Annotated in this window: 23 protein-coding genes; 11 read left to right on the top strand and 12 right to left on the bottom strand. The window is 44.5% G+C overall.

Annotated features, from left to right (window positions below; translation table 11 throughout):
* Nucleotides 1-36 precede the first annotated feature (36 nt).
* A complete protein-coding gene (locus MIC7126_RS0112340; RefSeq protein WP_017653462.1) occupies nucleotides 37-1,050 on the top strand; it encodes a DMT family transporter in 1,014 nt (337 codons plus the stop codon).
* A 14-nt stretch (nucleotides 1,051-1,064) separates the two neighbouring features.
* Here the strand turns inward: MIC7126_RS0112340 and pdxH are convergent, their stop codons facing one another.
* Nucleotides 1,065-1,709 (bottom strand): pyridoxamine 5'-phosphate oxidase, encoded by a 645-nt coding sequence (gene pdxH, locus MIC7126_RS0112335; protein ID WP_017653461.1) that lies wholly within the window; start codon nucleotides 1,707-1,709, stop codon nucleotides 1,065-1,067.
* A 126-nt stretch (nucleotides 1,710-1,835) separates the two neighbouring features.
* Between pdxH and MIC7126_RS0112330 the strand changes: the two genes are divergently transcribed.
* From MIC7126_RS0112330 to MIC7126_RS0112315, 4 genes are all read left to right on the top strand, one after another.
* The gene (locus MIC7126_RS0112330; RefSeq protein WP_017653460.1) at nucleotides 1,836-2,927 is read left to right on the top strand and encodes an AI-2E family transporter; all 1,092 of its coding nucleotides are present in this window, start codon (nucleotides 1,836-1,838) and stop codon (nucleotides 2,925-2,927) included.
* 339 nt (nucleotides 2,928-3,266) lie between these two features.
* A complete protein-coding gene (locus MIC7126_RS0112325) occupies nucleotides 3,267-3,536 on the top strand; it encodes a LapA family protein (protein ID WP_017653459.1) in 270 nt (89 codons plus the stop codon).
* 370 nt (nucleotides 3,537-3,906) lie between these two features.
* Complete coding sequence (locus MIC7126_RS0112320) at nucleotides 3,907-4,722, top strand: segregation/condensation protein A (protein WP_017653458.1); 816 nt, start codon at nucleotides 3,907-3,909, stop codon at nucleotides 4,720-4,722.
* A 255-nt stretch (nucleotides 4,723-4,977) separates the two neighbouring features.
* A complete protein-coding gene (locus MIC7126_RS0112315) occupies nucleotides 4,978-6,147 on the top strand; it encodes a nucleotidyltransferase family protein (protein ID WP_017653457.1) in 1,170 nt (389 codons plus the stop codon).
* On the opposite strand, the gene MIC7126_RS29375 is transcribed toward MIC7126_RS0112315, so the two are convergent.
* Nucleotides 6,134-6,346 carry a hypothetical protein gene (locus MIC7126_RS29375; protein WP_238553636.1) on the bottom strand — a complete coding sequence of 71 codons (213 nt, stop codon included), beginning with the start codon at nucleotides 6,344-6,346 and terminating at the stop codon, nucleotides 6,134-6,136. The two genes, MIC7126_RS0112315 and MIC7126_RS29375, sit on opposite strands and share 14 nt — an antisense overlap.
* A 13-nt stretch (nucleotides 6,347-6,359) precedes the next feature.
* Nucleotides 6,360-8,378, bottom strand: coding sequence for a biosynthetic arginine decarboxylase (gene speA, locus MIC7126_RS0112310; protein ID WP_017653456.1), 2,019 nt, complete (start codon nucleotides 8,376-8,378; stop codon nucleotides 6,360-6,362).
* Between the two features lie 198 nt (nucleotides 8,379-8,576).
* Between speA and ndk the strand changes: the two genes are divergently transcribed.
* A complete protein-coding gene (gene ndk, locus MIC7126_RS0112305) occupies nucleotides 8,577-9,026 on the top strand; it encodes a nucleoside-diphosphate kinase (RefSeq protein ID WP_017653455.1) in 450 nt (149 codons plus the stop codon).
* Between the two features lie 210 nt (nucleotides 9,027-9,236).
* Here ndk and MIC7126_RS0112295 read toward each other — a convergent pair whose 3' ends face one another.
* Nucleotides 9,237-9,554 carry a hypothetical protein gene (locus MIC7126_RS0112295; RefSeq protein ID WP_017653453.1) on the bottom strand — a complete coding sequence of 106 codons (318 nt, stop codon included), beginning with the start codon at nucleotides 9,552-9,554 and terminating at the stop codon, nucleotides 9,237-9,239.
* Nucleotides 9,555-9,880: 326 nt separating this feature from the next.
* On the opposite strand from MIC7126_RS0112295, the gene MIC7126_RS0112285 reads away from it, so the two are divergent.
* Nucleotides 9,881-10,948, top strand: coding sequence for a class I mannose-6-phosphate isomerase (locus MIC7126_RS0112285; RefSeq protein WP_017653451.1), 1,068 nt, complete (start codon nucleotides 9,881-9,883; stop codon nucleotides 10,946-10,948).
* Nucleotides 10,949-11,234: 286 nt separating this feature from the next.
* Here the strand turns inward: MIC7126_RS0112285 and MIC7126_RS32260 are convergent, their stop codons facing one another.
* The gene (locus MIC7126_RS32260) at nucleotides 11,235-11,369 is read right to left on the bottom strand and encodes a hypothetical protein (RefSeq protein ID WP_274517487.1); all 135 of its coding nucleotides are present in this window, start codon (nucleotides 11,367-11,369) and stop codon (nucleotides 11,235-11,237) included.
* Between the two features lie 52 nt (nucleotides 11,370-11,421).
* Here MIC7126_RS32260 and sat point away from each other — a divergent pair, with 52 nt between their 5' ends.
* Entirely contained in the window at nucleotides 11,422-12,597 is a 1,176-nt protein-coding gene (gene sat, locus MIC7126_RS0112280; RefSeq protein ID WP_017653450.1) for a sulfate adenylyltransferase, read from the top strand.
* Here sat and MIC7126_RS29370 read toward each other — a convergent pair.
* Entirely contained in the window at nucleotides 12,569-12,844 is a 276-nt protein-coding gene (locus MIC7126_RS29370; RefSeq protein WP_081603026.1) for a hypothetical protein, read from the bottom strand. The two genes, sat and MIC7126_RS29370, sit on opposite strands and share 29 nt — an antisense overlap.
* On the bottom strand, nucleotides 12,802-12,981 hold the full coding sequence (locus tag MIC7126_RS29365; protein WP_081603025.1) for a hypothetical protein: 180 nt from the start codon (nucleotides 12,979-12,981) through the stop codon (nucleotides 12,802-12,804). Before MIC7126_RS29365 ends, MIC7126_RS29370 begins: the two co-directional genes overlap by 43 nt.
* A 285-nt stretch (nucleotides 12,982-13,266) precedes the next feature.
* On the opposite strand from MIC7126_RS29365, the gene MIC7126_RS0112270 reads away from it, so the two are divergent.
* The gene (locus MIC7126_RS0112270) at nucleotides 13,267-15,429 is read left to right on the top strand and encodes a caspase family protein (protein ID WP_017653448.1); all 2,163 of its coding nucleotides are present in this window, start codon (nucleotides 13,267-13,269) and stop codon (nucleotides 15,427-15,429) included.
* A gap of 174 nt (nucleotides 15,430-15,603) precedes the next feature.
* Here MIC7126_RS0112270 and MIC7126_RS0112265 read toward each other — a convergent pair whose 3' ends face one another.
* From MIC7126_RS0112265 to cax, 4 genes are all read right to left on the bottom strand, one after another.
* Entirely contained in the window at nucleotides 15,604-16,476 is an 873-nt protein-coding gene (locus MIC7126_RS0112265) for an S-methyl-5'-thioadenosine phosphorylase (RefSeq protein WP_017653447.1), read from the bottom strand.
* A gap of 200 nt (nucleotides 16,477-16,676) precedes the next feature.
* Nucleotides 16,677-17,243, bottom strand: coding sequence for a peptidoglycan-binding domain-containing protein (locus tag MIC7126_RS0112260; RefSeq protein WP_017653446.1), 567 nt, complete (start codon nucleotides 17,241-17,243; stop codon nucleotides 16,677-16,679).
* Between the two features lie 463 nt (nucleotides 17,244-17,706).
* Nucleotides 17,707-17,937, bottom strand: coding sequence for a peptidoglycan-binding domain-containing protein (locus MIC7126_RS0112255; protein WP_017653445.1), 231 nt, complete (start codon nucleotides 17,935-17,937; stop codon nucleotides 17,707-17,709).
* A 371-nt stretch (nucleotides 17,938-18,308) separates the two neighbouring features.
* Nucleotides 18,309-19,400: a calcium/proton exchanger gene (cax, locus tag MIC7126_RS0112250; RefSeq protein ID WP_017653444.1), complete on the bottom strand. Its 1,092-nt coding sequence runs from the start codon at nucleotides 19,398-19,400 to the stop codon at nucleotides 18,309-18,311.
* A 505-nt stretch (nucleotides 19,401-19,905) separates the two neighbouring features.
* Here cax and MIC7126_RS0112245 point away from each other — a divergent pair.
* Together MIC7126_RS0112245 and MIC7126_RS0112240 are read left to right on the top strand one after the other, a co-directional pair.
* Complete coding sequence (locus tag MIC7126_RS0112245; protein WP_017653443.1) at nucleotides 19,906-22,572, top strand: DUF3536 domain-containing protein; 2,667 nt, start codon at nucleotides 19,906-19,908, stop codon at nucleotides 22,570-22,572.
* A 98-nt stretch (nucleotides 22,573-22,670) separates the two neighbouring features.
* On the top strand, nucleotides 22,671-23,246 hold the full coding sequence (locus MIC7126_RS0112240) for a TMEM175 family protein (protein ID WP_017653442.1): 576 nt from the start codon (nucleotides 22,671-22,673) through the stop codon (nucleotides 23,244-23,246).
* A 28-nt stretch (nucleotides 23,247-23,274) separates the two neighbouring features.
* Here the strand turns inward: MIC7126_RS0112240 and MIC7126_RS0112235 are convergent, their stop codons facing one another.
* A complete protein-coding gene (locus tag MIC7126_RS0112235) occupies nucleotides 23,275-24,417 on the bottom strand; it encodes a BMP family ABC transporter substrate-binding protein (RefSeq protein WP_017653441.1) in 1,143 nt (380 codons plus the stop codon).
* Nucleotides 24,418-24,691 lie beyond the last annotated feature (274 nt).

Here is a 24,691-nt window from a genome sequence, read left to right as displayed (position 1 = left end):
CAAATAGTGTCCAGAGCAAAAAAACCACAGCGCTTAATGCTCAAAATTTCCGGACAAACTTATCTTTGGCTCGCCATCCTAATTTTTGGAGCATCTGGCGCTGTCACGCGCAAACTGACAGAAATTGGTGCTGAAAACTTTATCGGCGGTCGCAATCCTATTTCTTTATGTAATGTTTTATTTGTGGGCAATCTTTGCGCCTTAATACTTTTAATTTTAATTTATGGGCGACAGTGGAACAAAACAGCCTTAAAGCAAATATCAAAAAAACAATGGATTAGTCTAACAGCGGTAGCTATTTTATCAGGAGCCTTAGCCCCTGGCTTAATTTTTCAAGCTTTAGCACTAACACCAATCAACAATATCATCATCGTTGGTCGCTTAGAACCGCCGCTGACTCTAGCCTTATCAATTTGGTTATTGCGAGAACGGGTAAATCTTTGGCAATTTATGGGAGCGATCGCCGTTTTTATTGGTGTTATCCTCACAGTTATTCTCCAACCTCCCGCAGCAAACATGATCCAAATGTCAGGTTTGCATGTGGGTTTAGGAGAAATTCTCGCAGCCATTGGATCAATAGCAATCTCCGTCTCCACAATTATTGCTAAAAAATATCTCTCGCCAGTCCCCCTAGGAATTTATAGTATTTTCCGCACCGCCCTAGGAACCGTGATCTTTTTCTGTTTAGCGTTAATAGTTTATGGTAGAGATCATTTCGCTGAAGCCTTCTCACCATTTTTATGGCAGTGGATGTTTTTGTATGGTGGGTTAATCGTCGTCGTAGGTCAGTCACTCTGGATTAAAGGCTTGAGATACTCCACCGTATCGACAGCCTCCTTAGTTGGCTCATTTACCCCCATTATCGGGATTGTAGCCGCCTACTTCATCTTGGGTGAAGCCCCCACCATACCGCAATATATCGGCGGTGGCTTGATTTTAGTAGCCATCCTTCTTAGTCAACTCGGCCATCAGCGCCAAAAAGATAGCACCGTAGATTCCATATCCGCAGTCCAAGAAGTGGAAACCAATGTAGGATTCAAAGGCATGTAATCATCATTGACGCTTTAAGGCGACAATCTCTCAATTTTCCAACCCCCATCATCTAAACGAGTATAAAGCAAGCGATCGTGTAGACGACTGGGGCGCCCTTGCCAAAACTCAATTTCTGTAGGAATCACGCGCAACCCTCCCCAATGGGGCGGTCGGGGAACCTCTTGATTTGCATATTGTTGCTGGAATTCCCGCAAACGTTGCTCTAAAAATTCTCGACTGACAATCACCTCACTTTGATTAGACGCCCACGCACCCAAACGACTGTTAGCAGGACGACTGTCAAAATAATAATCAGACTCATTTTCCGCCGTCTTCTCCACACGGCCCGTAATCCGAACTTGGCGTTCCAATTCCGCCCACCAAAAAACCAACGCCGCTTGGGGATTTTCTGCCAGTTCTTGGCCTTTGCGGCTGTTATAGTTCGTGAAAAAGACAAAACCGCGCTCATCAAAATCCTTGAGTAAAACCATTCTCGCCGAAGGTTTACCATCTGGTGTGGTGGTCGCAATCGTCATCGCATTGGGTTCTAGGAGTTGGGCTGCTAAAGCTTGAGCAAACCATGTTTGAAATTGGTTGAATGGATTGGGATTTGCGTCAATTTCGTTGAAATCTTGCAAAGTATAATCCTTGCGTAGGTCAGCTACAGTTTGATCCATCTAATTCACTCCCTGGCTATCAGATAAACTTATACACGTGTTTCAGAAAAATATTTATGATGATGATTAGCGCCAACAGCAGTTGAGCAAACCCTTTCCCCATGTCTCAAAAACATATTGCATCAGATGCGCCGTTCAGCCTCGCTTCAACGTCTGTTAATCTATGGTTTGAGCGGTCCAATTATCGCTCTCAATGTCTGGTTGCTGTCTGCACTTTTTACTTATTTCAAGCATCCTGTTACCATTCTTAGCATTGCAGCAATTCTGGCTTTTTTACTGAATTACCCAGTTAAGTTCTTTAAACGAGCCAGAGTTAGCCATACTCAAGCAGTAATTATCGTTTTGCTCATCACTTTAACTCTGTTTGTTGTAGTTGGGCTGACGCTAGTACCGATGTTAATTGACCAAAGCATCCAATTGTTAGAAAAAATTCCTGATTGGATAACTGCTAGTCAAAGAAATTTAGAACAGTTTGAAATATTGGCTAAACAACGGCGTTTGCCTCTGAATTTAAATATTGTTACCCAGCAAATCAACGCCAACATTCAGAATATGTTACAGCAACTCGCCACTGGTGCAGTAGGATTTGCGGGAACTTTATTGACAGGAATAATTAACTTTGTCTTAGTGATTGTACTAGCATTTTATATGCTCATATACGGCGATCGCGTCTGGTATGGCTTAGTTAGTCTTTTACCCAGCAAAATCCGAGTCCCTCTCACAAAATCCTTGATCCTCAACTTCCAGAATTTTTTCCTCAGTCAGTTGTTACTGGGGTTATTTATGGTGGTCTGTTTGACACCAATTTTCTTAGTCATGAGAGTGCCATTTGCTTTATTATTTGCCATCGTCATCGGCATCTCCGAGTTAATTCCCTTCATCGGCGCCACTCTAGGCATTGGACTAGTCACAGTGTTGGTATTATTACAAAACTGGTGGCTAGCAGTACAAGTAGCCATAGCCGCGATCGTCATGCAGCAGATTAAAGATAACCTCCTCGGCCCTAGGTTACTTGGGGAAGTAATTGGACTCAACCCCATCTGGATTTTTGTCGCTATTTTGATGGGATTTGAAATTGCAGGTTTATTAGGAACACTCGTAGCCGTCCCCATTGCCGGTACAATTAAAGGCACCTTCGACGCCATGAAAATTAGCAACCCTGCTAACTTTGTATCACCCTTCAATATTACCGACGATTTCCCCGTGGATCAGGATTAGAAGCTAGAAGCTACGTAAAAAAGCAAAACGCCAAATTTTTCATGCTCAGTTTAAAATTTAATTGCTAGTATCTACTTATAGTTTCTGTATAAATTAAATATGTAAGTATATGTTCCGTCCTCATAGTCGTACAATTGATCCCTAGAGAGTGCACAGTCTATGGCTATAAGAATCTGTACAACCAAAACTTGCACAATCTTAAATCCCCATTCACAATGGGACTAAATGCCAATTTCAGGGAGTACTAAGTAAAATTAACTACGTAATTTGTGAGTCACAATGAAGCAAATAAACTTTGTCTTAATCTTTATCCTTTGCTTGGCCCTGGCTGTCTTTTCCATGGAAAACGCTGAACTAGGCACAATTAATATTGTTCCTGGCGTACAAGTGCAAGCACCCATAGCAGTTGAATTACTTTTGGCAGTTGGTATAGGCGGAGTTTTTGCTTGGATATTTAGCATCTGGACACAATTACAACGGCAGATATTATCTAGCCAACAAGTACGCCAAAAAAATGTGCAGATTCGGGAATTGGAGACTAAAGTCAAACAATATCAAACAGAAATCCAATCCATGCAACCTGTACTGCCACCAGCAGGCGATGCTTAAAACAGTACAAGCTGCTTCCTATACACACCAGATATAGCTAGAAAATAGGGATTAGGGAATACAGGCTAGTGCCCTATTGCATTAATTTTGATGAGTTCGTAGTCAGCACTTTAGTGCTTTCACATTTAAGGAATAAACTCCTCACTACAAACACATTTACCCATCAAAATTAAGGCGATGAACCCCTAGTACACCACGGCGGAAATAAAGTACCCATTACAAATTGCCCAAAGGCTTATCATCTAAGCTTCTTCATTTCATACTTTATACTTTATACTTCAGCCTTGTTGTACTAGTACCTAATCTCTATTTTTAAGTCATGTCTATTGCATCAGTCTGCTGCTCAACATACGCATTTTGATTTAATTACATGGATGCTGCCGAGCTCTTAGAAACAATTACGCACCTCATTCAACAAGCAGAAAGAGGAGAAATTGATCCTTGGGACGTCCAGGTAATTGAGGTGATTGATCGTTACTTAGAACTCATGGCGCCGGAGGCTACAACCAAAGGCTACGAAGCCGACTTGTCTCAATCGGGACAAGCTTTTTTATCGGCATCGATGCTAGTGTTATTTAAAGCCAACACCTTGATGCAATTGCACTCAGCAACCGAGCAATCAGAAACTCTACTAGAAGAAACACTCTTAGAAAGCGCGGATGGAATCTTAAATCAGGGTCAGCGCTTGCAATTAGAGCGACATCTGCGGCGTCGTCCCGCCGCCATGCCGCCACCCAAACGCCGTGTAACTCTGCAAGAATTAATCGACCAATTGCAGCTCATGGCCAGTCAGTTAAAACTGGTAGAAAAAAACCACAAACCCGCCCGTCCTCGGCGTCAGCCCAGTGCTCAAACAATGCGAGCGGCGCTAGAATTGGCTCACCAGGAAAATCTGACAGAAGTAGCTGGAGAATTAGAGCAGGTGTTGCAGCTTTCCGCAACAGAGCTAAATCTCAATCAAGATTGGTTAAATTTAGAACAACTTGTGGAATTGTGGACTAAAAGCAAGCATCCTCACTCACATCTATCGGCTCATGATTCAGAACATAGCCACAAGGTCAGCGTCTTCTGGGCATTGCTGCTGTTGTCGGCTCAATCGAAAGTTGAGCTAGCACAAGAGGAGTTTTATCAAGAAGTGAAAATTAGGCTACTCGTGGATTCAGTCAGCACCTGCAAACCCTCTTAACAGCCCATGAATTAAACAATTTCTCCATAAAAAGATAGGAAAGCAGAAACACAAATGACCAAGCCCCAATTCGCAGAGTCTTTTTAGCAAAACCCAAAATATGAGTAAATTGTCACAGTAACCAATGTTTTGTAATTCTACCAACAGTAAATTCCCCTGTCCGTGCTATTGGGGATGACTGAGCATAAAAATAAACCGATGATTAAATATAACCTGGCGAAAGTAAACTGGCTTGTGGTTGAGGAATAAAATTTTATGAAAGCAATGATTCTGGCGGCGGGCAAAGGTACTCGCGTTCGTCCGATTACATATACGATTCCCAAACCAATGATTCCTATCCTGCAAAAGCCAGTGATGGAATTTTTATTGGAACTGTTGCGCCAGCATGGATTTGACCAAATTATGGTCAACGTCAGCCATTTGGCAGAGGAAATTGAAAACTATTTCCGTGATGGTCAGCGATTTGGCGTCCAGATTGGCTATTCTTTTGAAGGAAAAATCGATGACAACGGCAAACTGGTAGGTGAAGCCATCGGTTCTGCTGGGGGAATGCGCCGTATTCAAGACTTTTCGCCGTTTTTTGATGATACCTTTGTGGTGTTGTGCGGTGATGCGTTGATCGATCTGGATTTGTCAGCAGCAGTCAAGTGGCACAGAGCGAAGAATTCCATCGCCACGATTATTACAAAAACCGTGCCTAGGGAAGAAGTTTCTAGCTATGGCGTGGTAGTTACTGATGAAGATGGACGCATCAAAGCATTCCAAGAAAAACCTAAGGTAGAAGAAGCCCTGAGTACCAACATCAATACAGGGATTTACATTTTTGAACCAGAAGTATTCAACTACATCCCTTCTGGAATTGAATATGACATTGGCGGCGAGTTGTTCCCTAAATTAGTAGAAATTGGTGCTCCCTTCCACGCCATACCCATGGATTTTGAATGGGTAGATATCGGTAAAGTACCAGATTATTGGCGAGCAATTCGGGGTGTATTGCTAGGCGAAATTAAAAACGTACAAATTCCAGGCCATAAAGTTGCTCCGGGGATTTACACTGGCTTAAATGTGGCTGTCAATTGGGACAAAGTGGATATTACAGGGCCAGTATACATCGGTGCGATGACGAGGATTGAAGACGGTGCCAAGATTGTCGGCCCAGCGATGATTGGCCCCAACTGTTGGATATGCAGTGGTGCAACCGTAGATAACAGCGTCATTTTTGAATGGTCACGCTTGGGGCCTGGAGTGCGCCTCGTTGATAAACTGGTGTTTGGGCGTTATTGTGTGGATAAAACCGGCGCTACCATCGATGTGCAAGCAGCCGCTCTCGACTGGTTAATCACCGACGCTCGCCAAGCACCACCAGAGCACACCCCAGCCGAGCGACAAGCTATAGCTGAATTGTTAGGAGCTAACGGGGGTTAGGGAGTGGGGTGATGGGGTGATGGGGTGATGGGGAGTGTGGGGAGTGTGGGGAGGGTGGGGAGTGTGGGGAGATGAAATAAAAAACGAATTTATGCTTACGCTTGCTATCTTCTCCTTCCTCCCACACGTCCCACACGTCCCACACGTCCCACACGTCCCACACCTCCCCCTCTTCCCCCTCTTCCCACACCCCCCACACCTTCCCCTAGCCCCTAACTATTCAAATACGTATATCTTCTGAGACTCTGCTCATAAGTTTGTAGCAAGCGTTGAGATTCGGCGAGGGTGATGCGCTTCTCTTCTAAAGCATGTTCACAGCGCTGGCGAATCCTTTCTACCATGTCTTCTGAGTCATACTGTACGTAACTTACTACCTCACTCATGGTATCGCCTTTGACAACATGTTCAATTTGGTAGCCTTTGGGCGTCAGTTGAATATGAACTGCGTTAGTGTCGCCAAATAAATTGTGTAGATTACCCATGATTTCTTGGTAAGCTCCACTGAGGAACATTCCCAAATAGTATGGTTCATTGGGGTTGAAGGAATGTAACTCCAGAACCGACTTGACATCACGCAGGTCAATAAAACGGTCAATCTTACCATCACTATCGCAGGTCAGGTCAGCTAAGATGCCTCGCCGCGTCGGTTCTTCATCTAGACGGTGTATGGGCATAATCGGGAATAGTTGGTCGATCGCCCAACAATCAGGTGCTGATTGAAACACCGAAAGATTAGCGTAGTAGATGGAAGCCATGATTTGTTCTAGGTCTTCGAGTTCATCGGGTACGTATTCCTGCTGTCTGGTAATGTTGAGAATTTTTTGACAACAAGCCCAGTAGAGCCGTTCGGCTTTGGCGCGTTCCCGCAGGCGCAAAATACCCAAGTTGAAACGGCTAATGGCTTCTTCTTTAAATTGAGCGGCGTCGTGGTAAAGCTCTTGATAGTTCTCTTGGTTAATCGATTGGTAGGATTCCCAGAGGTAATTAATGATGGGTGATTCTCCCTCCTGGGGAGGTTCTGGGGAATTGAGGGGGACATCGCTGGTGCTGAGGATATCAAAAATCAGTACTGATTGATGGGAAGCGATCGCCCGCCCACTTTCGCTAATCAGTGTAGGTACGGAGATTTGTCGTTCTGCACAGGTATCTTTTAATTCTGCAACAATGTCGTTGGCATAGTTTTGCATGTTGTAGTTTTTCGAGGCGTAGAAATTTGTTTGCGAGCCGTCGTAGTCTACACCCAAGCCGCCACCGACATCGAGGTATTTCATATCCGCCCCCAACATTGCCAATTCTACGTAAATGCGGCTGGCTTCTTGGATGGCATCTTTAATCACATTGATGGCAGAAATTTGTGAGCCGATATGGAAATGCAGCAACTGGAGAGAATCAAGTAAGTCAGCGTCGCGTAGTTTATCAACAGCCTCAATTACTTCCGGCATTGTTAAACCAAATTTAGCGCGATCGCCACTGGAAGTCCCCCAGCGCCCCATCCCTTGGGTACTGAGTTTAGCCCGCACCCCCAGGATGGGTTTAATTCCTAACTGACGGTTAGCCGCAATTACCAAATCAACCTCTTCAATTTGTTCTAGGACAATAATCGGTGTTTGTCCGAGTCTTTGGGCTAACATCGCCGTTTCAATGTATTCTTGGTCTTTGTAGCCGTTGCAGATTAACAATGCGCCCGGTGTATCCAGCAGGGCTAGAGCAATCATTAATTCTGGCTTAGAACCGGCTTCCAACCCGAATTGATGGGGCTTACCAAACTTCACCAAATCTTCAATCAAATGGCGCTGCTGGTTGCATTTGACAGGAAACACACCACGATAAACACCAGGATAACTGTAACGGGCGATCGCCTTCGCAAAACAAGCATTTAACCGCTCAATTCTATCCTCCAAAATATCAGAGAAACGAATCAGCATCGGCAGTCCCAAATTACGCTGCTTCAAAGAATTGACTAATTCAAACAAGTCAAGAGAACCGCCGCGTTCACCCTTGGGAGAAACAGTAACATGACCAGCAGCACTAATTGAAAAATAAGGTTGTCCCCAACCCTCAATACGATAGAGAGCTTCGCTATCCTCAATTTTCCATGAGCGAGGCAAATCCTCTGTGGTATTGCTAGGTGGTAGCAGTTTTTTCGGCTTATGACTTTTCACTTCTGCTTTTTGCTCGCTGGACGACAGCTTAACTACCGCATCAGATGTAGCAGTTGACTCAACACCCATTTCTTCCTGACCTCTGTGATTCACCCACGAATAACCAATTTAACGCATTCGTTTAGCAACAGATATGCGCCCGGAGATAATTTCTGAGATAAACTCTGATTGGTCAACACTCAAGATTGTGCAGTCAGTAGAAATACGATTGACTGCCAATAACCGACGATTGACTATAAAAACTTTATTAAGTTTTCGGAGATAGCTTTGGAACGCACATTCTTAGCAATTAAACCCGATGGCGTACAGCGCGGACTGATCAGCGAAATTATCGGCCGCTTTGAAAAAAAAGGTTTCACCTTGGTGGGCTTGAAATTCCTAACGCCTAGTAAGGAATTAGCAGAAGAACATTATGCTGTTCACCGACAAAGACCCTTTTTTGCAGGTTTAGTGGAATTTATTACTTCTGGGCCCGTGGTAGCAATGGTGTGGGAAGGCGAGGGTGTCATCGCCTCAGCCAGAAAAATCATTGGCGCTACAAATCCCCTAACAGCAGAACCAGGAACAATTCGGGGTGACTTTGGGATTAACATTGGTCGCAATATTATCCACGGCTCTGACGCACCAGAAACAGCAAAAAAGGAAATTGCTTTGTGGTTTAAAGATGAAGAATTAGTGAGTTGGCAACCTGAAATCACACCCTGGTTACACGAGTAGCTAGAGGAGTAGCAAAGACAGGGTAGATGGGGGAGAGTAATTAACTTCCTCATCTCCCATTAAGTATATGCAAAAACGGCTGAGAACTATGTTCTTATTCTAGGGCTTTTCACAAATTGGTTGCCCAAAGAATTGCAACATCGTTGTATTGCCTGAATATTAAATCTATTTCAAAGTAAACTTGGCCTTTATTTCCAAATCTTCCCTCAATCATATTCTGCCACTAACACCTGTTTCGTTAATGCCAAAAATATGATGAATCAAAAGAGGGTGTTTTTCTCTAGCCATTTTACTGGCTACTTCTTGATCCTGGTCAATAAAATAATCGCCACTATCTGGTTCAATGGCAATGTACCAACCATAATATTTATCTAGGATTTCTGGTTTTAAACGCTCAAAGATCATCCAACAACGCTCATAAAATGCCTGTCTTCTGGCTCTGTCTTCGGCTTTTTGGGCTTGAGTCCATTGAATTTCAGGGAATACTCTTCCACGTCTAACAATTCTTTCGGGTGAAGAGTGGGTCATATTTATTACATAATGGAGATTGCTTTTTCATATTTTATTATAAAGCGATCGCCCTGCCTCTATGTCCAATCGTTGGCAATTACCTCTTTGCGCTCCTTTGCGTTGTACTTCGCGTTCCCACCGAAGTTCAGAGACGCTCGCGGACTCGCTACCGCTGCGCTAACGGCGGAAGCCGCCGCTCCGACTTCTCTCTGCGTTGAAAACTCTTTTACCAGACATTTAAGATCCACTTGTGGGTCGAGTTTTTCACGTCTTTATTAGCCCGTAGATGGAAGCATTACCCCACCACTGCACACAAACTAGATGTATCATTCGGTCAGGTTTGCATGGATTGGTATCCACTAAAGTTAACTACTAATATCCAAAAATACGCTTTTGGCGAAAGGCTGATTCCAGAACGTCTCAACAAGCGCGGTTTACCTTCTGGGATAATAGCTGAAACTTGGGAAATCAGCGACTATCAAGACAAAACAGGGACTGTGGTTAATGGGTTCCTGGCTGGTCGCACCTTGCATGAACTCACCTTAGCTCATCCTGATGAACTCGTTGGTCATGGCTGGCGGGGGCCACACTTTCCTTTATTATGCAAGTTTATTGATGCATCTCATATGTTGCCTGTGCATCTCCATGCTGATGATGAAACGGCTCTGAGGTTACACAATGAACCAAATGGTAAAACTGAAGCTTGGCATATTCTTTGGGCTGCACCAGGAGCAACTGTATTGGCGGGGCTGAAGTCAGAGTTTACACGAGAGCAGCTATTTACCGCTTTTGCTAGCTGTGATTATGATTCTGTTTTGGTGCGCCACTCAATTCAAGCGGGAGACACTATCTATGTACCTGCGGGCGTGATTCACTCTTTTGGGCCTGACACACTTGTCTTGGAAATTCAACAAACCTCGAATCTAGCTCAATCGGTGATGCCAACAGATTTGTATGGAAACCAGTACAATCAACAAGAATGGTACGCGAATATTAATGCTACCCTGGATGAGCTAAAAAACCATTATCAACCACTGCCCAACCATGGGCTAAAGTTACAATCAGGTGCTAATTTGCGGATTTTTGGCTGTGCTGGGCCTTACTTCGCCCTTGAGCATTGGATTTTGAACGAATCGTATTTAGAACCATCTCATGTTGAGCGTTGTTTGACTCTCTCCAATGTCGGCAATGTTGTACAGTTAGAATTTGCTTCTGGTATCGAGTCCCTGGAACAAGGGGAGTCTTGTATTTTACCAGCGGCGATAGGAGAGGTGCGCGTTGTTCCAGATAGTCAAACTCATCTGATTGCTTGCTATGTCCCAGATTTGCAACGCAATATCATTGCGCCACTCCAAGCAGCAGGATATGAGCAGCAGCAAATCCAGAAACTAGGTGAGGTGGACTCGATCTGATATTGAGTTTTTCACAGACTTAATTTAAGCGATCGCCTACTGAAACGTCTATAGTCACAAGTTCTGGCATTTTGGCAGTACAACCGACAATTTTCCAGTTTAAATAAGATATCAAAAGAACGGGACATACTAAATACCCACAAATCGCCAGTTGTTGACCCCACGCTGTCAGGTAACTCCTCAAACAACCAAAAGCGCTCGGTCATCGCTTCACTACGACTGGCTACTAATTCACCAGAAAAAATATACTAAGTCTGCAATGGCTTACTTGACTAGAAAGCTGTCTCTACAAGGCTAGTAAAGGTGCAATCACTGTAGGCGATCGCCCAAATTCATGCACGAGACTTGAACATTTGCAAGTGAGCATTAAATTTAGCCAATCTATTCGCCACAACAAACTCTTGTCCTTGTGTGCCGACATTTTGATATCTTAATACATACAGAATTACAGTTAACGCAAAGAGGGGATTACGTTGAGTCACCAACAAGAGGCCATTGCACCCCACGGTGGAAAATTAGTTAATCGCATCGCCACGCCAGAACAACGAGCAGAATTTCTCTCCAAAGCTGATTTTTTACCGCGAGTGCAACTAGATGCGCGAGCCGTTTCTGATCTAGAAATGATTGCGATTGGCGGTTTTAGTCCACTGACGGGTTTTATGAACCAGGAAGATTACGATCGCGTCGTCACCCAAATGCGTCTAGCTAACGGTGTTGTTTGGTCGATTCCCATTACACTATCGGTGACACCACAAGTAGCGTCTCCACTCCCAGAAGGTGGTTTAATCCGGCTGGATAACCCCAAGGGCGAGTTTATCGGCGTTTTAGAACTGACGCAGAAATATGAATATGATAAAAACCGCGAGGCGGTTAACGTCTACCGCACCGATGATGCTAAACATCCAGGTGTACAGGTACTCTACAACCAAGGTGCTATACATTTAGCAGGTGACATCTGGTTATTACAACGGGATTCTCATCCGCAATTTCCCGCCTATCAAATTGATCCTGCCGCTTCTCGACAAATGTTTCAAGCCAAAGGCTGGAAAACTATCGTCGGCTTTCAAACTCGCAACCCCATCCATCGCGCCCACGAATATATTCAAAAGTGCGCTTTAGAAACAGTTGACGGTCTATTCTTGCACCCGTTAGTCGGGGCGACAAAAGAAGATGACATCCCCGCTGATGTGCGGATGCGTTGCTATGAAATTTTATTAGAAAACTACTATCCCCTAGACCGAGTAATTTTAGCGATTAATCCAGCAGCGATGCGTTACGCTGGCCCTAGGGAAGCAATCTTCCATGCTTTAGTTCGCAAGAACTATGGCTGCACCCATTTCATCGTGGGACGAGATCATGCAGGTGTGGGTGATTACTACGGCACTTATGATGCTCAATATATCTTTGATGAATTTGATCCCAGTGAATTAGGGATTGTGCCGATGAAATTTGAACACGCTTTTTATTGCTTGCGTACCAAACAAATGGGTACCACCAAAAGTAGCCCCAGCAAACCAGAAGAACGAGTGCATTTATCAGGGACAAAAGTCAGAGAAATGTTGCGTCGCGGCGAGTTACCCCCACCGGAATTTTCCCGCCCAGAAGTAGCAGCGGAATTGGCTAGGGCGATCCAATTGTCAGTGGGGTGATGGGGGGATGGGGTGATGGGGGGATGGGGTGATGGGGTGATGGGGGAAGCTTTGGGTTGTGAGCAGGATGTTTTGAGTTTTGAAATCCAAGCTTTAGGTTCAAAGGCTGACGCTTCAGGTTCAAAGGCTCAAGCTTCAGGTTCAAAGGCTGACACTTCAGGCTCAAAGGCTCAAGCTTCAGGCTCAAAGGCTCAAGCTTCAGGCTCAAAGGCTCAAAGGCTGACGCTTCAGGTTCAAAGGCTGACACTTCAGGCTCAAAGGCTCAAGCTTCAGGTTCAAAGGCTGACACTTCAGGCTCAAAGGCTCAAGCTTCAGGTTCAAAGGCTCAAGCTTCAGGCTCAAAGGCTCAAGCTTCAGGTTCAAAGGCTCAAGCTTCAGGTTCAAAGGCTCAAGCTTTAATCCCCATACTTCGACTTACTTCGACTTCGCTACCTCGGCTGCGCTCGGCACAAGTCAGTACAAGTCGCTCAGTACAAGTCGCTCAGTACAAGTCTCCCCACCTCCCCACACTCCCCATCTCCCCATCTCCCCACCTCCCCACCTCCCCACCTCCCCACCTCCCCACCTCCCCATTCCCAGTAACCAAAAAAACAGTATAGACCTAACTTTACACCGTAGACTCCAGCCCTTTAAGCTGTTAGCTGAGAGGCTGTGAGTGAGTGGCTAATTATGAAACGGCGGACGTTTTTAACTCGGATTGGCTCAATACTCGCGGCGTTGGGAGTCAGTGAAGCTGATTGGTTAACTTTGAGCAATGCTTACTGCGAGCAAAGCCTACGTTATTATCAAGCTTTAGCAGACCCCAGCCCGCGCAAGTTGGCATTGTTGGTAGGTATTAATCATTACCCACAAAATCCCACATTGGGGGGTTGTTTGACGGATGTAGAACTGCAAAGAGAACTGTTGATACATCGTTTCGGCTTTCAAGCGGCAGATATTCTCACCCTAACTGAGGAAAAAGCTAGCCGAGAGTCGATTGAAACAGCTTTTGTTGAGCATCTCAGCCAGCAGGCGCAACCGGGTGATGTGGTGGTTTTCCACTTCAGCGGTTATGGAACTCGCATGGATTTAGGCACATCATCAGATACGGTGCAGAATGCCCTTGTGCCAATAAATGGGCAAGATGCACAAGATAAAAAAAGTGTCAATTATTTATTGGAAGAAACTTTGCTGCTATTACTGCGATCGCTCTCCACAGATCGTGTCACCGCAGTCTTAGATACTAGTTATTATGTCCCTAGTACATTCCAACCTTCCAGTTGGCGAATTCGCGCTCTTCCGGAAACCCTAGCACAGTTAACACCCGCAGCACTGGAGTTGCCAAAACAACTAAAAACTCAATTAGCAGATCAAGATGCTATTGGCAATACACTACTATTAACAGCCACTTCAGACCCCAAGCAATTAGCGCGAGAAGTGCTGTTTTCTGATTTTAGTGCTGGTCTATTTACCTACACCTTGACACAATATTTGTGGTCGGCTGCTCCCTCAGCGACAATTCAAGTCTGCCTTTCCCATGTAGAAAGTTCAATCTACAAATTGGGTAGCACCCAGCAACCAGCCTTATTAAGTGGTAAAAAAAATCCTCAAGCGAGCTCATTGGCAGAAAATTTTCTTCCCCATCGATCTGCTGGCGCCGAAGGTGTGGTGAGAGGAATAGAAGAAGACAAGAAGACAGTGGAGTTATGGTTAGCTGGTCTACCGCCGCAAGTTTTAGAATGCTACGGTAACAATTCTCGGTTTACCTTAGACACAGGAGAACAGTTAGTATTGCGATCGCGGACTGGGTTAACAGCAAAAGCTGTCTTCTCTAGCCTTGACAATACCACTCCTCCCCAAATCGGGCAATTAGTACAAGAAGCGGTGCGAGTTTTACCCCGGAATATCGGGTTAGTCATTGCTTTTGATACCAAACTAGAAAGAATTGAGCGGGTAGACGCCACCAGCGCTTTTGCGGCATCTTATATTTCTACAGTAGTAGCCGGAGAAAAACCTAGCGATTATGTCTTTGGTAAACTCTTGACAAATCCTAGTCGCTATGGTTTGTTCTCTCTGGGCGGTGATTTGATTCCCAATACTGTTGGCGAAATAGGAGAAGCTGTAAAAGTCACAGCACAGCAGTTATTGCCCAAATTACCAACCTTGTTAGCAGCTAAATTGTGGCGACTTACAGAAAATGAAGGTTCTTCTGGCTTGGCGGTGAAAGGGACTTTAGAAATTGTCAGTAGGATATCGCCCAAGATAGTCATGCAAAGAGAAACAGTACGGACTCTCAAAGGCGAGGATAAGAGCAACATTACTTATCGCAATCCACCAGGGACAGTACCCACAGTCCCCATTGGGAGTCGGGTACAGTACCGAGTGCAAAACCTAGGCGATCGCCCACTATATTTAATTTTAGTGGGCTTGAGGAATAGTCGAAATGCGATCGCTCTCTATCCTTGGCAAATTAGCCCCCAAACCAGCATTTCTGAACCCAAACCTCCACTGCAACAAATAGTCATCAATCCAGGAGAAACATTGTCCGTACCCCAAACTGCGACTACCTCTGGCTGGGTGATTCCGGGGCCAGCTTTCTTTTGCGAACACCAACTAATTCTCAGCACCGCTCCCTTCAGCAAAACCCTAGCAGCCTTAGAAACCACTAAAAAGCTCATCGCTGAACAGCCTATTAGCCCCTTATGGAACCCCTTAGAAGTAGCCCAAGCCTTGCTACAAGACCTACACAACGCCAGCATAGCCACAGCAGAGGTTAGCACTAGCGCAGCTGATTCCTATACTCTAGATGTCAATCATTGGGCTAGTCTCAACTTTAGTTTTCAAGTAGTTTGAAACAGAGTAGAGAAAACCTAGTTTTCTTCAGAAAAAAGCTACTGCAATGGACGGGTTTTCTGGTATCAAACAAACAGCGTCGAGATTTACTTCTAATTGATATTCAGCGTTATGTTCTCAAATTCGGCGTCATCTACCAAACCCCGTCCATGCGGTACTAAGAAATGAGTGAATCTATAAGTACTTTTGTAACAATAAACCTAATTTTTCTTTTGTCGCTGCAGGCGCCTTATCCAGTTGAGTTAAAATTGCATACTTCAAAGCTGAATGCGCCTCGCTAGATGGGGGATTTGCACTCAAGCGCCGCACAGTTTCTTGAATCACCTTTTGAGCATTAACTGCATTGCGCTGCAAATTTTTAATCACCATTTCCACCGTCACATTATCATGGTCGGGATGCCAACAATCATAATCTGTCACCAGCGCCAAAGTTGCGTAAGCCATTTCTGCTTCCCGCGCCAATTTCGCCTCAGGTAAATTCGTCATCCCAATCACCGTTGCGCCCCAACTGCGATAAAGATTTGATTCGGCCTTAGTCGAAAATGCTGGCCCTTCCATGCATACATAAGTACCACCGCGATGGAGGGCGACATCTGGTAAATCAAGAGAAGCGATCGCTTCAGCTAATACAGCAGCTAAATTGTGACAAATCGGCTCACCAAAAGCAATATGAGCCACAATTCCTTCCCCAAAAAACGTAGAAACCCGGTTCTTTGTCCTGTCAATAAATTGATCAGGTATCACCATATCCAGTGGTTTAGCTTCCGCTTTTAATGAACCCACCGCACTAGCGGAAATTAAATACTCCACACCCAGTTGTTTCATTGCATAAATATTAGCGCGAAACGGTAACTCAGAGGGTGACAGCGTATGATTGCGACCGTGGCGCGCTAAAAAAGCGACTCGCACTGTCTCCAATGTCCCTAAAATTAGCGCGTCAGATGGTGAACCAAACGGCGTTTGAATTGCTACTTCTTCCACATCTCGCAGTGCATCCATCTTGTATAGACCACTACCACCAATAATTCCAATCTGAGCTAGTCCCATGATTTTTAATCCCTTGCAAAAATGCCAAGTTACGTCTGATGTCGATGATGAACATGACTTACGCAACTGGAACATATATTACGACCAACAGTCAAGAGTCACCTATGAAGTCTGAAGTATGAAGTATGAAGTATGAAACCAATACACTTGTATATTCAGCATTTGCGCCGTGGCGTACTAGTAGGCGCATTAGCTCGTGACTAAAATGTCAACTCACGCCAAGTTCTCTGACCCACTATACCGTCTGGAACTAAATTTCGTTGATTTTGAAAGGCTCTGACAGCCGTTTCTGTAAACGGGCCGAATACTCCATCAATTCGCATCCCGTATCCATTAGAAATTAACAGTCTTTGCAAGACTCTCACAGCCACACCAGAATTACCAAAGCTGATAACTGGTAAAGGTCGGCTACCGAAAGTTTGAAATCTTGATCTTGTTACTCTACGCCTAGCCGCGACTACAGACTCCGAATTATCAGATTGAGCTAATAAACCAGTGGATTTGGGGGGTGGAAGTTTTTTGCTGATTTTATTAACTATATTTTCGTTCTTGGGTTTGAGTTTTGATGGAGTAGTGAGGAAACTTCTATCGACTTGGATGAACTCTGGCGGCGTAATTTTAGCCGTTACCACTGACCCAGATAATTTTCTGGATGGGGAATTGTGCACACCATTTTCTGAATAAATTGGCTGCTTTTGGGGCAAATTGAGCAGAAATGGTTGTCCTGTTTTTAAAACGCCCGTGACTAGCAGGCCAAGTTCACTCATTATGGTTTGCTGTACTAACACTCATATTTGTTTTGACAAACCAAACGGCTGTTACTCCGGAATGATGCATACTGAAAAATTAAAAATGTATTTCACATATCAAAGAGTAGTCGTCAAAAAAAGGGGTTAGGGAATAGGGGTTAGGGGTTAGAGGTGAGAGACTGGGTTAAAATTTGCTTGCAAAACTATTTTTAAGACAGGGACAGAGAGTTTTTTTTACCCTTTTACCTATTTGCGTAAGCAGTTCATGATGCATGAGTAAAACCTATTTATTACTGTTGTTTGTGTGTTCTTCTACCCTAAGTAATAAATATGAGGACATAATTAAATCTTTAATTTACTCCTATTTATGGATGATGATTCTAGTCATGATAGCAAGAGTTTTCACGACTGAAACATTAATGATAATTTTTAATCTTTGCCTAGAATAATAATTTTCATGGTGGGCTGTACCCACCCTACGCTACTGGATCAACTCACGCCAAGTGCGGGAACCAACTACACCATCTGGTGATAAGTTGCGTTGATTTTGAAACGCTTTGACTGCAGTTTCTGTGAGAGCGCCGAAAGCGCCATCAAGTTTCACAGGGTAACGGTTATTTAATAACAATCTTTGTAAAACTCTGACAGCATCGCCTGAATCTCCAAACCGGAGATTGGGTAAGCTGGGAGTGGAAGCAGTGCGTGCATTCATCGGCTGTGTTTGGTGAATAACTATTTTTATATTTATAAGATTATGCTGGAGAAACTGCTGTGATAGTCACTGTTTGCTCAGAATTTATAGCGTTTCTCGTTTTATGATGGTACATTTCGTTGAGGTTAGGGGTTAGAAATTAGGGACGCTTAGGCTAGCTGAGGCATACTTTATGTAATTGGCAATTGCCATAGTGTGGCGATGCAAATAGAGTTAATTAACGAGGAGCGTTATTTTTAAGAGTTTCAGACTCTAACCCCTATCCCCTATCCCCTAAATACCCAAATTCTCCACTGCTGGCTGATCAAAAAGCGATCGCTCTCGGTGATAATTAAGAGCGATCGCTGTTGTGTAGGATTGTTGGTGCTAATCTAGCCAATACCATCAATCACGGGATGGAAGTAGAAAGCAAAGCCTAAGACTGCATAAGCGGCTAATAGTAATGTCCCTTCGAGCCAATTAGATTTACCATCAGAACAGATGCTGTTGGCAATTAACACGGACACGGCTACAGCTACTAATTCAAAGGGCTGGAAATCTAAATCCATTGGTTGACCAATTAACCAACCTGCAATGACTAACACGGGAGCAACAAACAAAGCAATTTGCATACTTGATCCCACCGCCACAGATAGGGAAAGATCCATCTTATCTTTCATTGCTACAGTCACTGCTGTGGCGTGTTCGGCGGCGTTTCCAATAATGGGAACGACGATTACCCCAGTAAATAAGGCGGTTAAGCCTAACTGGGATGTGGCTACTTCTAACGAATCAACCAGCATTTCTGACTCTAGGGCTACGAACAGGGTACAAACCAATAACACCCCACTCCAGAGCCAAATGTTGGGTTTTTCATGGGAGGGTTCCTCTATTTCTGCTTCGGCAACACCGACTTCATATAAGTAGGAGTGAGTTTTCATAGAAAACAGCAGCGTCAAAGCATAAACCAACATTAATACGACAGCCACGCCAAGAGAAAGATTTTGTAGAGTTTCTTCACTAATTCCCACGGAAGTATAGTTCATCGCTGTGGGTAACAAAATCGCAATCACCGCCAAATTCATTGACGAAGCATTCACCCGCGCCACAATTGATTGAAATTTTTGTTCTTTGTAGCGCAGTCCCCCCAAAAACATCGACAGACCCATTACTAATAATAAGTTGCCGATAATCGATCCCGTGATGCTAGCCTTGACTACATTCACCAGTCCAGCGTTCAGCGCCACTAGAGCAATAATTAATTCAGTGGCATTGCCAAAGGTAGCATTTAATAACCCCCCCAATGATGGCCCAGCTACCACCGCAATTTCTTCTGTAGCTGTACCCATCCAACCTGCTAACGGGAGAATCGCTAATCCAGCGGTGATAAAAACGATTAATTCTCCCCACTCTAAAACGTGCGCTGCGAGAGAAATTGGTACAAATATTAACAAAACGAGAAACAGAGTGTTTTTGACCGACATTTTTTACCTAACAACATAGTCATTTGTCATTTGTTGTTCGTCATGAGTCGTTTGTCAAGAGTATTTGCTGAAGTTAAGCGTCCACCGACACCGCCCTGTTACCCGATGCGGCGATTTTACGGTTTTCAATCGGCAGCTAGACTATGTAATATAAGATTGCGTTTTACGTAGATTTTGCAATGTTTTGTTGCAAAACTATGAATTTAAACCGAAATTCTAACCTAAAAATGCGGTTTAATATATTAAAAGACAATTAAATTCATTGCCCTGCCAACGAAAAAACACCTAAAATGAGGCGTTGCTCAATGGCTGATGATTTAGTTGCTGTGGGAAAAGGGCTGTGCGATAACGCAGATTTCCCGCTATACTAAAGCCGCTTTCTAGGAACTTTGGTTTGAATCTTTATAGTTGTCGTCAATACCGGATTTCGTGCTCGACTCGCTGTAGATAGGTTTACAGACAAGCTTTTTGGCGCAACTGCAAGTTTTTTTTGGATAAAAATACAATGACTTCTGCTGCTGAAATGCCGGCTAGCTCTGGCTCAACATTCACATCGCACCATGATCTCAAACACACTCAGGAGAGCGATCCCCTGAGCACTAAGACTGGTGTATATGTAGCTGTACATGGTCACTTTTACCAGCCACCAAGGGAAAACCCTTATCTGGACGCGATTGAACGCCAACCGAGTGCAGCTCCTTTCCATGACTGGAATGAGCGCATCCATTGGGAATGCTATCGCCCGAATGCCTTTGCTAGGGTGCTCAATGACCGAGGCGAAGTGGTGGGGATCGTGAACAATTATGAGTACATGAGCTTCAATATCGGCCCCACATTGATGTCGTGGCTAGAGCGCCATGATGTCGAGGTTTATCAGCGAATTTTAGAGGCTGATGCGAAAAGTGCGCGGCGGTTGCAGGGACATGGAAATGCGATCGCGCAAGTATACAATCACATCATCATGCCTTTGGCTAACGAACGCGACAAATACACCCAAATTCGCTGGGGTGTCGCAGATTTCCGCTCCCGCTTCGGCCGCGATCCCGAAGGTATGTGGTTAGCAGAAACGGCTGTAGACTACGCCACTCTAGAAGCTCTGGTGGCTGAAGGTATTCGCTTCATTATCCTTGCACCATCTCAAGCCCAACGTTGTCGTCCTTTCGCCACTGCAGATGATCCCCAGCCGGAATGGCACGAAGTCGGCGGTAGTCAGATTGATCCCACCCGCCCCTATCGTTGTTATTTACCGCATCATCAAACCACGAACCCACCTTACATCGATATCTTCTTCTACGATGGCCCAATCTCACGGGATATGGGTTTTAGCGATGTTGTCTATAACTCCCACCACTTTGCAGGACGCATCGGTGCTGCAGTTCGTGGGGATCACCGTCCAGCGCAATTAATTTCTGTGGCGACAGACGGGGAAACCTTCGGACACCACAAGAAAGGTACCGAAAAAACTTTAGCTTATGCTTTCATCGCCGAGTTTCCTGACCACGGCTGGACTGTGACGAATTTTGCTCACTACCTCAGCTTAAATCCTCCCGCGTGGGAGGTGGAATTAAAGCCAGTCACCGCCTGGAGTTGTGCCCACGGTGTGGATAGATGGCAAGATGATTGTGGTTGTGGTGGTGAAGGGGGTGTGTGGCATCAAAAATGGCGTCGTCCCCTGCGGAATGCACTGAATTGGCTGCGGGATCAGTTAATTGAGGTGTATGAAGAATATGGTAAGCAAATTTTCACCGATCCCTGGCAAGCGCGAGATGAGTATATTGAAGTAATTCGCGATCGCTCTCCCGCTAATGTCAGCCGTTTTCTCAACCGCCATCAAACCCACAAACTCACAGCCGCAGAACAAGTAGACGCACTGCGTTTATTAGAAATGCAGCGTCATGCTTTGCTGATGTTCACCAGTTGTGGTTGGTTTTTTGAAGAAATTTCCCGCCCAGAAGGCACACAAATTCTGCGTTACGCCGCTCGTGCTTTGGAATTGGCGGGAGATGTCGCCGGTGTGCAACTAGAAGCAGATTTCGTCAAACGCCTGGGTTTAGCGCCTAGTAATGTTGATATCTTCATGCATGGCGGCGAAGTTTATCGCCAACAAGTACTAACTGCTCAAATTAGCTTCCAGCAGGTAGCCGCCCACTACGCCATTACTTCCCTGTTTGCTCATCACAAAACACCAGAAACACGGAATTCTGCCATCGTCCCAGATCATACCGGCAAACATCCCCACCCTTACCAAAAGCGAGTTTATTGCTACACCGCCAATGAGTTAGATTACCAACTGCAACGCATGGGATCATTAACTCTGGTAGTAGGGCATTTACAGCTAGTGTCAGAAGTTACCTGGGAAAGTGAACATTTAGTGTTTGCTGTGCTGCATTTGGGGGGCTGGGATTTCCACTGCTGCATTCAACCATTTTCTGGGAGACGCGACTACAGCGAATTGAAAGAAAAGCTGTTTATCGCCTTGCAGCAAGCTAGCGCAGCTCATACTATCTTGGTGATGACTCAGCTATTTAGAGAAGAAGCATTCAATTTGCAAGATTTATTCGCTGAAGAACGTCACCGAATTATGCAACTGCTGAGTCAAGAAACACTGGCGCGTTTGAATCAACTTTATACCCAAACGTATCGGGATAATTACGGTGTGATTATGGCTTTCCATCGGGATGGACTAGCTGTACCCCAAGAATTGCAAGTAGCAGCGGAAATAGCTCTAGGGCATCGCTGTATGATGATCTTGCGATCGCTTGAGCAAGATATCACCGAACCGCAAACCAGCTGGAATCATCTAGTAGAATTGGAAGCGATCGCCACCGAAGCTAAACATCTGCGTTGTCGGCTAAATATTCCCGAAGGTAGGCAGATTTTAGAACAGTTGATTATGCGATCGCTTTGGCAATTGTTACACGATCCCCAAGACAGCGGCGATGCAGATATCCAACGTTTAGAAAAATTAATTGATGTTGGCTATCAGCTAAATTTAGGCATCTCCTTACATCGATCCCAAGAACTATACTTTAGCTGTTTGCACAATCAAATAGCCTCCCTGTGTCTCATCACTGGGAATCATAAACAAGATTCGGATCAATGTGCTCACTTACTCAAATTAGGACAAAAGCTAGCTGTTGATGTCAGCGCCATCTTCAATCAATTAACGTAGCAGATCATACGATCTATGGGAGGATCATAAACATGTACGGGCGGGGTCTACCCGCCCTTTTTGACTAGAAAATCAATAGCCAAGGAGTGTGTACAGTTATGGGAAAAGGGAGATTAGAAGCCTTCAGCGATGCCGTAATCGCTATCATTATCACCATCATGGTACTGGAAATCAAAGTACCCCACGGCCATGATTTAGCAGTGTTGCGTCCCTTGCTCCCCATATTTCTTAGTTATGTACTCAGCTTTGTATTTCTTGGTATCTATTGGAACAACCATCATCACCTGATACAAGCGATTCGCCACGTTAACGGACGCATTTTGTGGGCTAACCTGCATCTATTATTCTGGTTATCACTGATACCATTCGTCACAGGCTGGATGGGTGAAAACGATTTCGCACGCTTGCCAGTCGCCCTTTATGGTACGGTATTGATGTTAACGGGAATTGCCTACTGGATTTTAACCCAGACCCTTGTAGAGCATCACGGTAAAGATTCCGCGTTAGCGATCGCACTTGGCAAAGACTTTAAGGGCAAAATATCAATATTCATCTACGCCCTAGCAATTCCCCTGGCTTTTCTCAATTCATTATTCGCCTGTGGACTATACATCCTAGTAGCCGTAATGTGGCTCATCCCCGACCGCCGCATTGAAAAAACTTTTATTCAGTAACGAATAGAAAAAAATTACCGATAACCAACTATAAACTTTTTTGAGGAATCGCCCCCTCTACTCCTTCCACATACCAATTCATCACCAACTGTTCAGCATCACCTAACATTTTACCCTTGGGAACCCGCACTACTCCCTGCTGGTCTTTCACCGGGCCAGAAAAGGGATGAGCAACACCTTGAATAAATTCTTGGCGTTTAGTGTTAACTAATTGCTGAACATCAGTAGGAATTATCTGATTCATCGGGGAAATGTCAACCATTCCTTTACCGATACCATCCCAGGTCGCTCTGGACTTCCAAGTATTATTGATTACTGCTAAAGCTGTATCTGTATAAAATTTGCCCCACTTACTCATCACAGACGTCAGATGTGCTGTAGGAGCAAACTTACTCAGATCATGATTGTAACCAAAAGCATAAATCCGTTTTTCTTGAGCCAGTTGCACAGGAGCAGAAGAATCAGTGTGCTGTGTCAATACATCTGCGCCGAGATTAATTAAAGCTTGGGCTATTTCCCTTTCTTTAGCTGGATCATACCAACTACGGGCCCAAAGTACCCTGACTTTAGCTTGGGGATTTGTCTGTCGCAATCCTTGGGTAAAGGCATTTATGCCGCGAATTACTTCGGCAATTGGCTCTGATGCCACAAAACCAATTATTTGAGATTTCGTCATTTTACCAGCAATCATGCCTGTTAAATATCGCGCTTCTTCAAAACGTACTAAATAAGTGCCGACATTAACAGCGCGCCGATATCCTGTACAATGTTCAAAAACCACATCAGGAAATTCTGGAGCTACTTTCATCATCGGATTTGTGTAGCTCAAGGAAGTGGCAAAAATCAACTTGTTACCATCTAGTGCTAATTGGCGAATCACTCTTTCTGCTTCGATGTCTGTGTTGACATTTTCCAGAAAGGTGGTCTTGACTTTATCTTGCAAATATGCTTCCATTTCTCGGCGACCAAGATCATGGGAGTAAGTCCAGCCAAAATCACCGATAGAACGAGTATAAACAAATCCTACTTTTAAAGGTTCACTTGCCGCTACAGGTGATACCGTGGGAGATACCTCAACTTGGGAAGTAGATTTTCTGGTGGAAATACAGCTAGACAGAGTGAAACTAGACCCTGCTAAAGTTGCATACTTAAGAAAATTCCGGCGATCCATTGTTATTGATTTTGTTTAATCACTGAAAAAAAGTTATGCGATTTTTGGTAGCAGCAGACACAATGTAGCATCGCCCATCTGCTCGATCTTAGCTTTTTATTTTGGCTATAGCGCTTCTGATTTCGCCTAAATACAATCGCGGGCGAAAAACCCCGTCTTTACCAAATTAAGAAACGCTATCCTCACACGTTGAAAGTAGATGTATAGACTTAAAATCATACATCTCCACAATGGCTTGTTGTGATTTGGATCTTAATTTTATCCCTAGCGATCG

The sequence above is a fragment of the Fortiea contorta PCC 7126 genome, from assembly GCF_000332295.1.
Taxonomy (GTDB): Bacteria; Cyanobacteriota; Cyanobacteriia; order Cyanobacteriales; family Nostocaceae; genus Fortiea; species Fortiea contorta.
Note: the sequence above shows the minus strand (reverse complement) of the source record. Positions and strands in the feature narration are given on the sequence as shown.

Coding starts and splice junctions, on each gene's coding strand:
- MIC7126_RS32260 (WP_274517487.1), bottom strand. CDS start 11,369: ATGTCGGCACACAAGGACAAGAGTTTGTTGTGGCGAATAGATTGGCTA.
- MIC7126_RS0112255 (WP_017653445.1), bottom strand. CDS start 17,937: ATGAATGCACGCACTGCTTCCACTCCCAGCTTACCCAATCTCCGGTTT.
- pdxH (WP_017653461.1), bottom strand. CDS start 1,709: ATGGATCAAACTGTAGCTGACCTACGCAAGGATTATACTTTGCAAGAT.
- MIC7126_RS0112325 (WP_017653459.1), top strand. CDS start 3,267: ATGGAAAACGCTGAACTAGGCACAATTAATATTGTTCCTGGCGTACAA.
- MIC7126_RS0112260 (WP_017653446.1), bottom strand. CDS start 17,243: ATGAGTGAACTTGGCCTGCTAGTCACGGGCGTTTTAAAAACAGGACAA.
- MIC7126_RS0112270 (WP_017653448.1), top strand. CDS start 13,267: ATGAAACGGCGGACGTTTTTAACTCGGATTGGCTCAATACTCGCGGCG.
- MIC7126_RS0112340 (WP_017653462.1), top strand. CDS start 37: ATGCTCAAAATTTCCGGACAAACTTATCTTTGGCTCGCCATCCTAATT.
- MIC7126_RS0112295 (WP_017653453.1), bottom strand. CDS start 9,554: ATGACCCACTCTTCACCCGAAAGAATTGTTAGACGTGGAAGAGTATTC.
- MIC7126_RS0112285 (WP_017653451.1), top strand. CDS start 9,881: ATGGATTGGTATCCACTAAAGTTAACTACTAATATCCAAAAATACGCT.
- MIC7126_RS0112315 (WP_017653457.1), top strand. CDS start 4,978: ATGAAAGCAATGATTCTGGCGGCGGGCAAAGGTACTCGCGTTCGTCCG.
- MIC7126_RS0112235 (WP_017653441.1), bottom strand. CDS start 24,417: ATGGATCGCCGGAATTTTCTTAAGTATGCAACTTTAGCAGGGTCTAGT.
- cax (WP_017653444.1), bottom strand. CDS start 19,400: ATGTCGGTCAAAAACACTCTGTTTCTCGTTTTGTTAATATTTGTACCA.
- MIC7126_RS0112330 (WP_017653460.1), top strand. CDS start 1,836: ATGCGCCGTTCAGCCTCGCTTCAACGTCTGTTAATCTATGGTTTGAGC.
- MIC7126_RS0112245 (WP_017653443.1), top strand. CDS start 19,906: ATGACTTCTGCTGCTGAAATGCCGGCTAGCTCTGGCTCAACATTCACA.
- speA (WP_017653456.1), bottom strand. CDS start 8,378: ATGGGTGTTGAGTCAACTGCTACATCTGATGCGGTAGTTAAGCTGTCG.
- MIC7126_RS0112320 (WP_017653458.1), top strand. CDS start 3,907: ATGGATGCTGCCGAGCTCTTAGAAACAATTACGCACCTCATTCAACAA.
- MIC7126_RS0112240 (WP_017653442.1), top strand. CDS start 22,671: ATGGGAAAAGGGAGATTAGAAGCCTTCAGCGATGCCGTAATCGCTATC.
- MIC7126_RS0112265 (WP_017653447.1), bottom strand. CDS start 16,476: ATGGGACTAGCTCAGATTGGAATTATTGGTGGTAGTGGTCTATACAAG.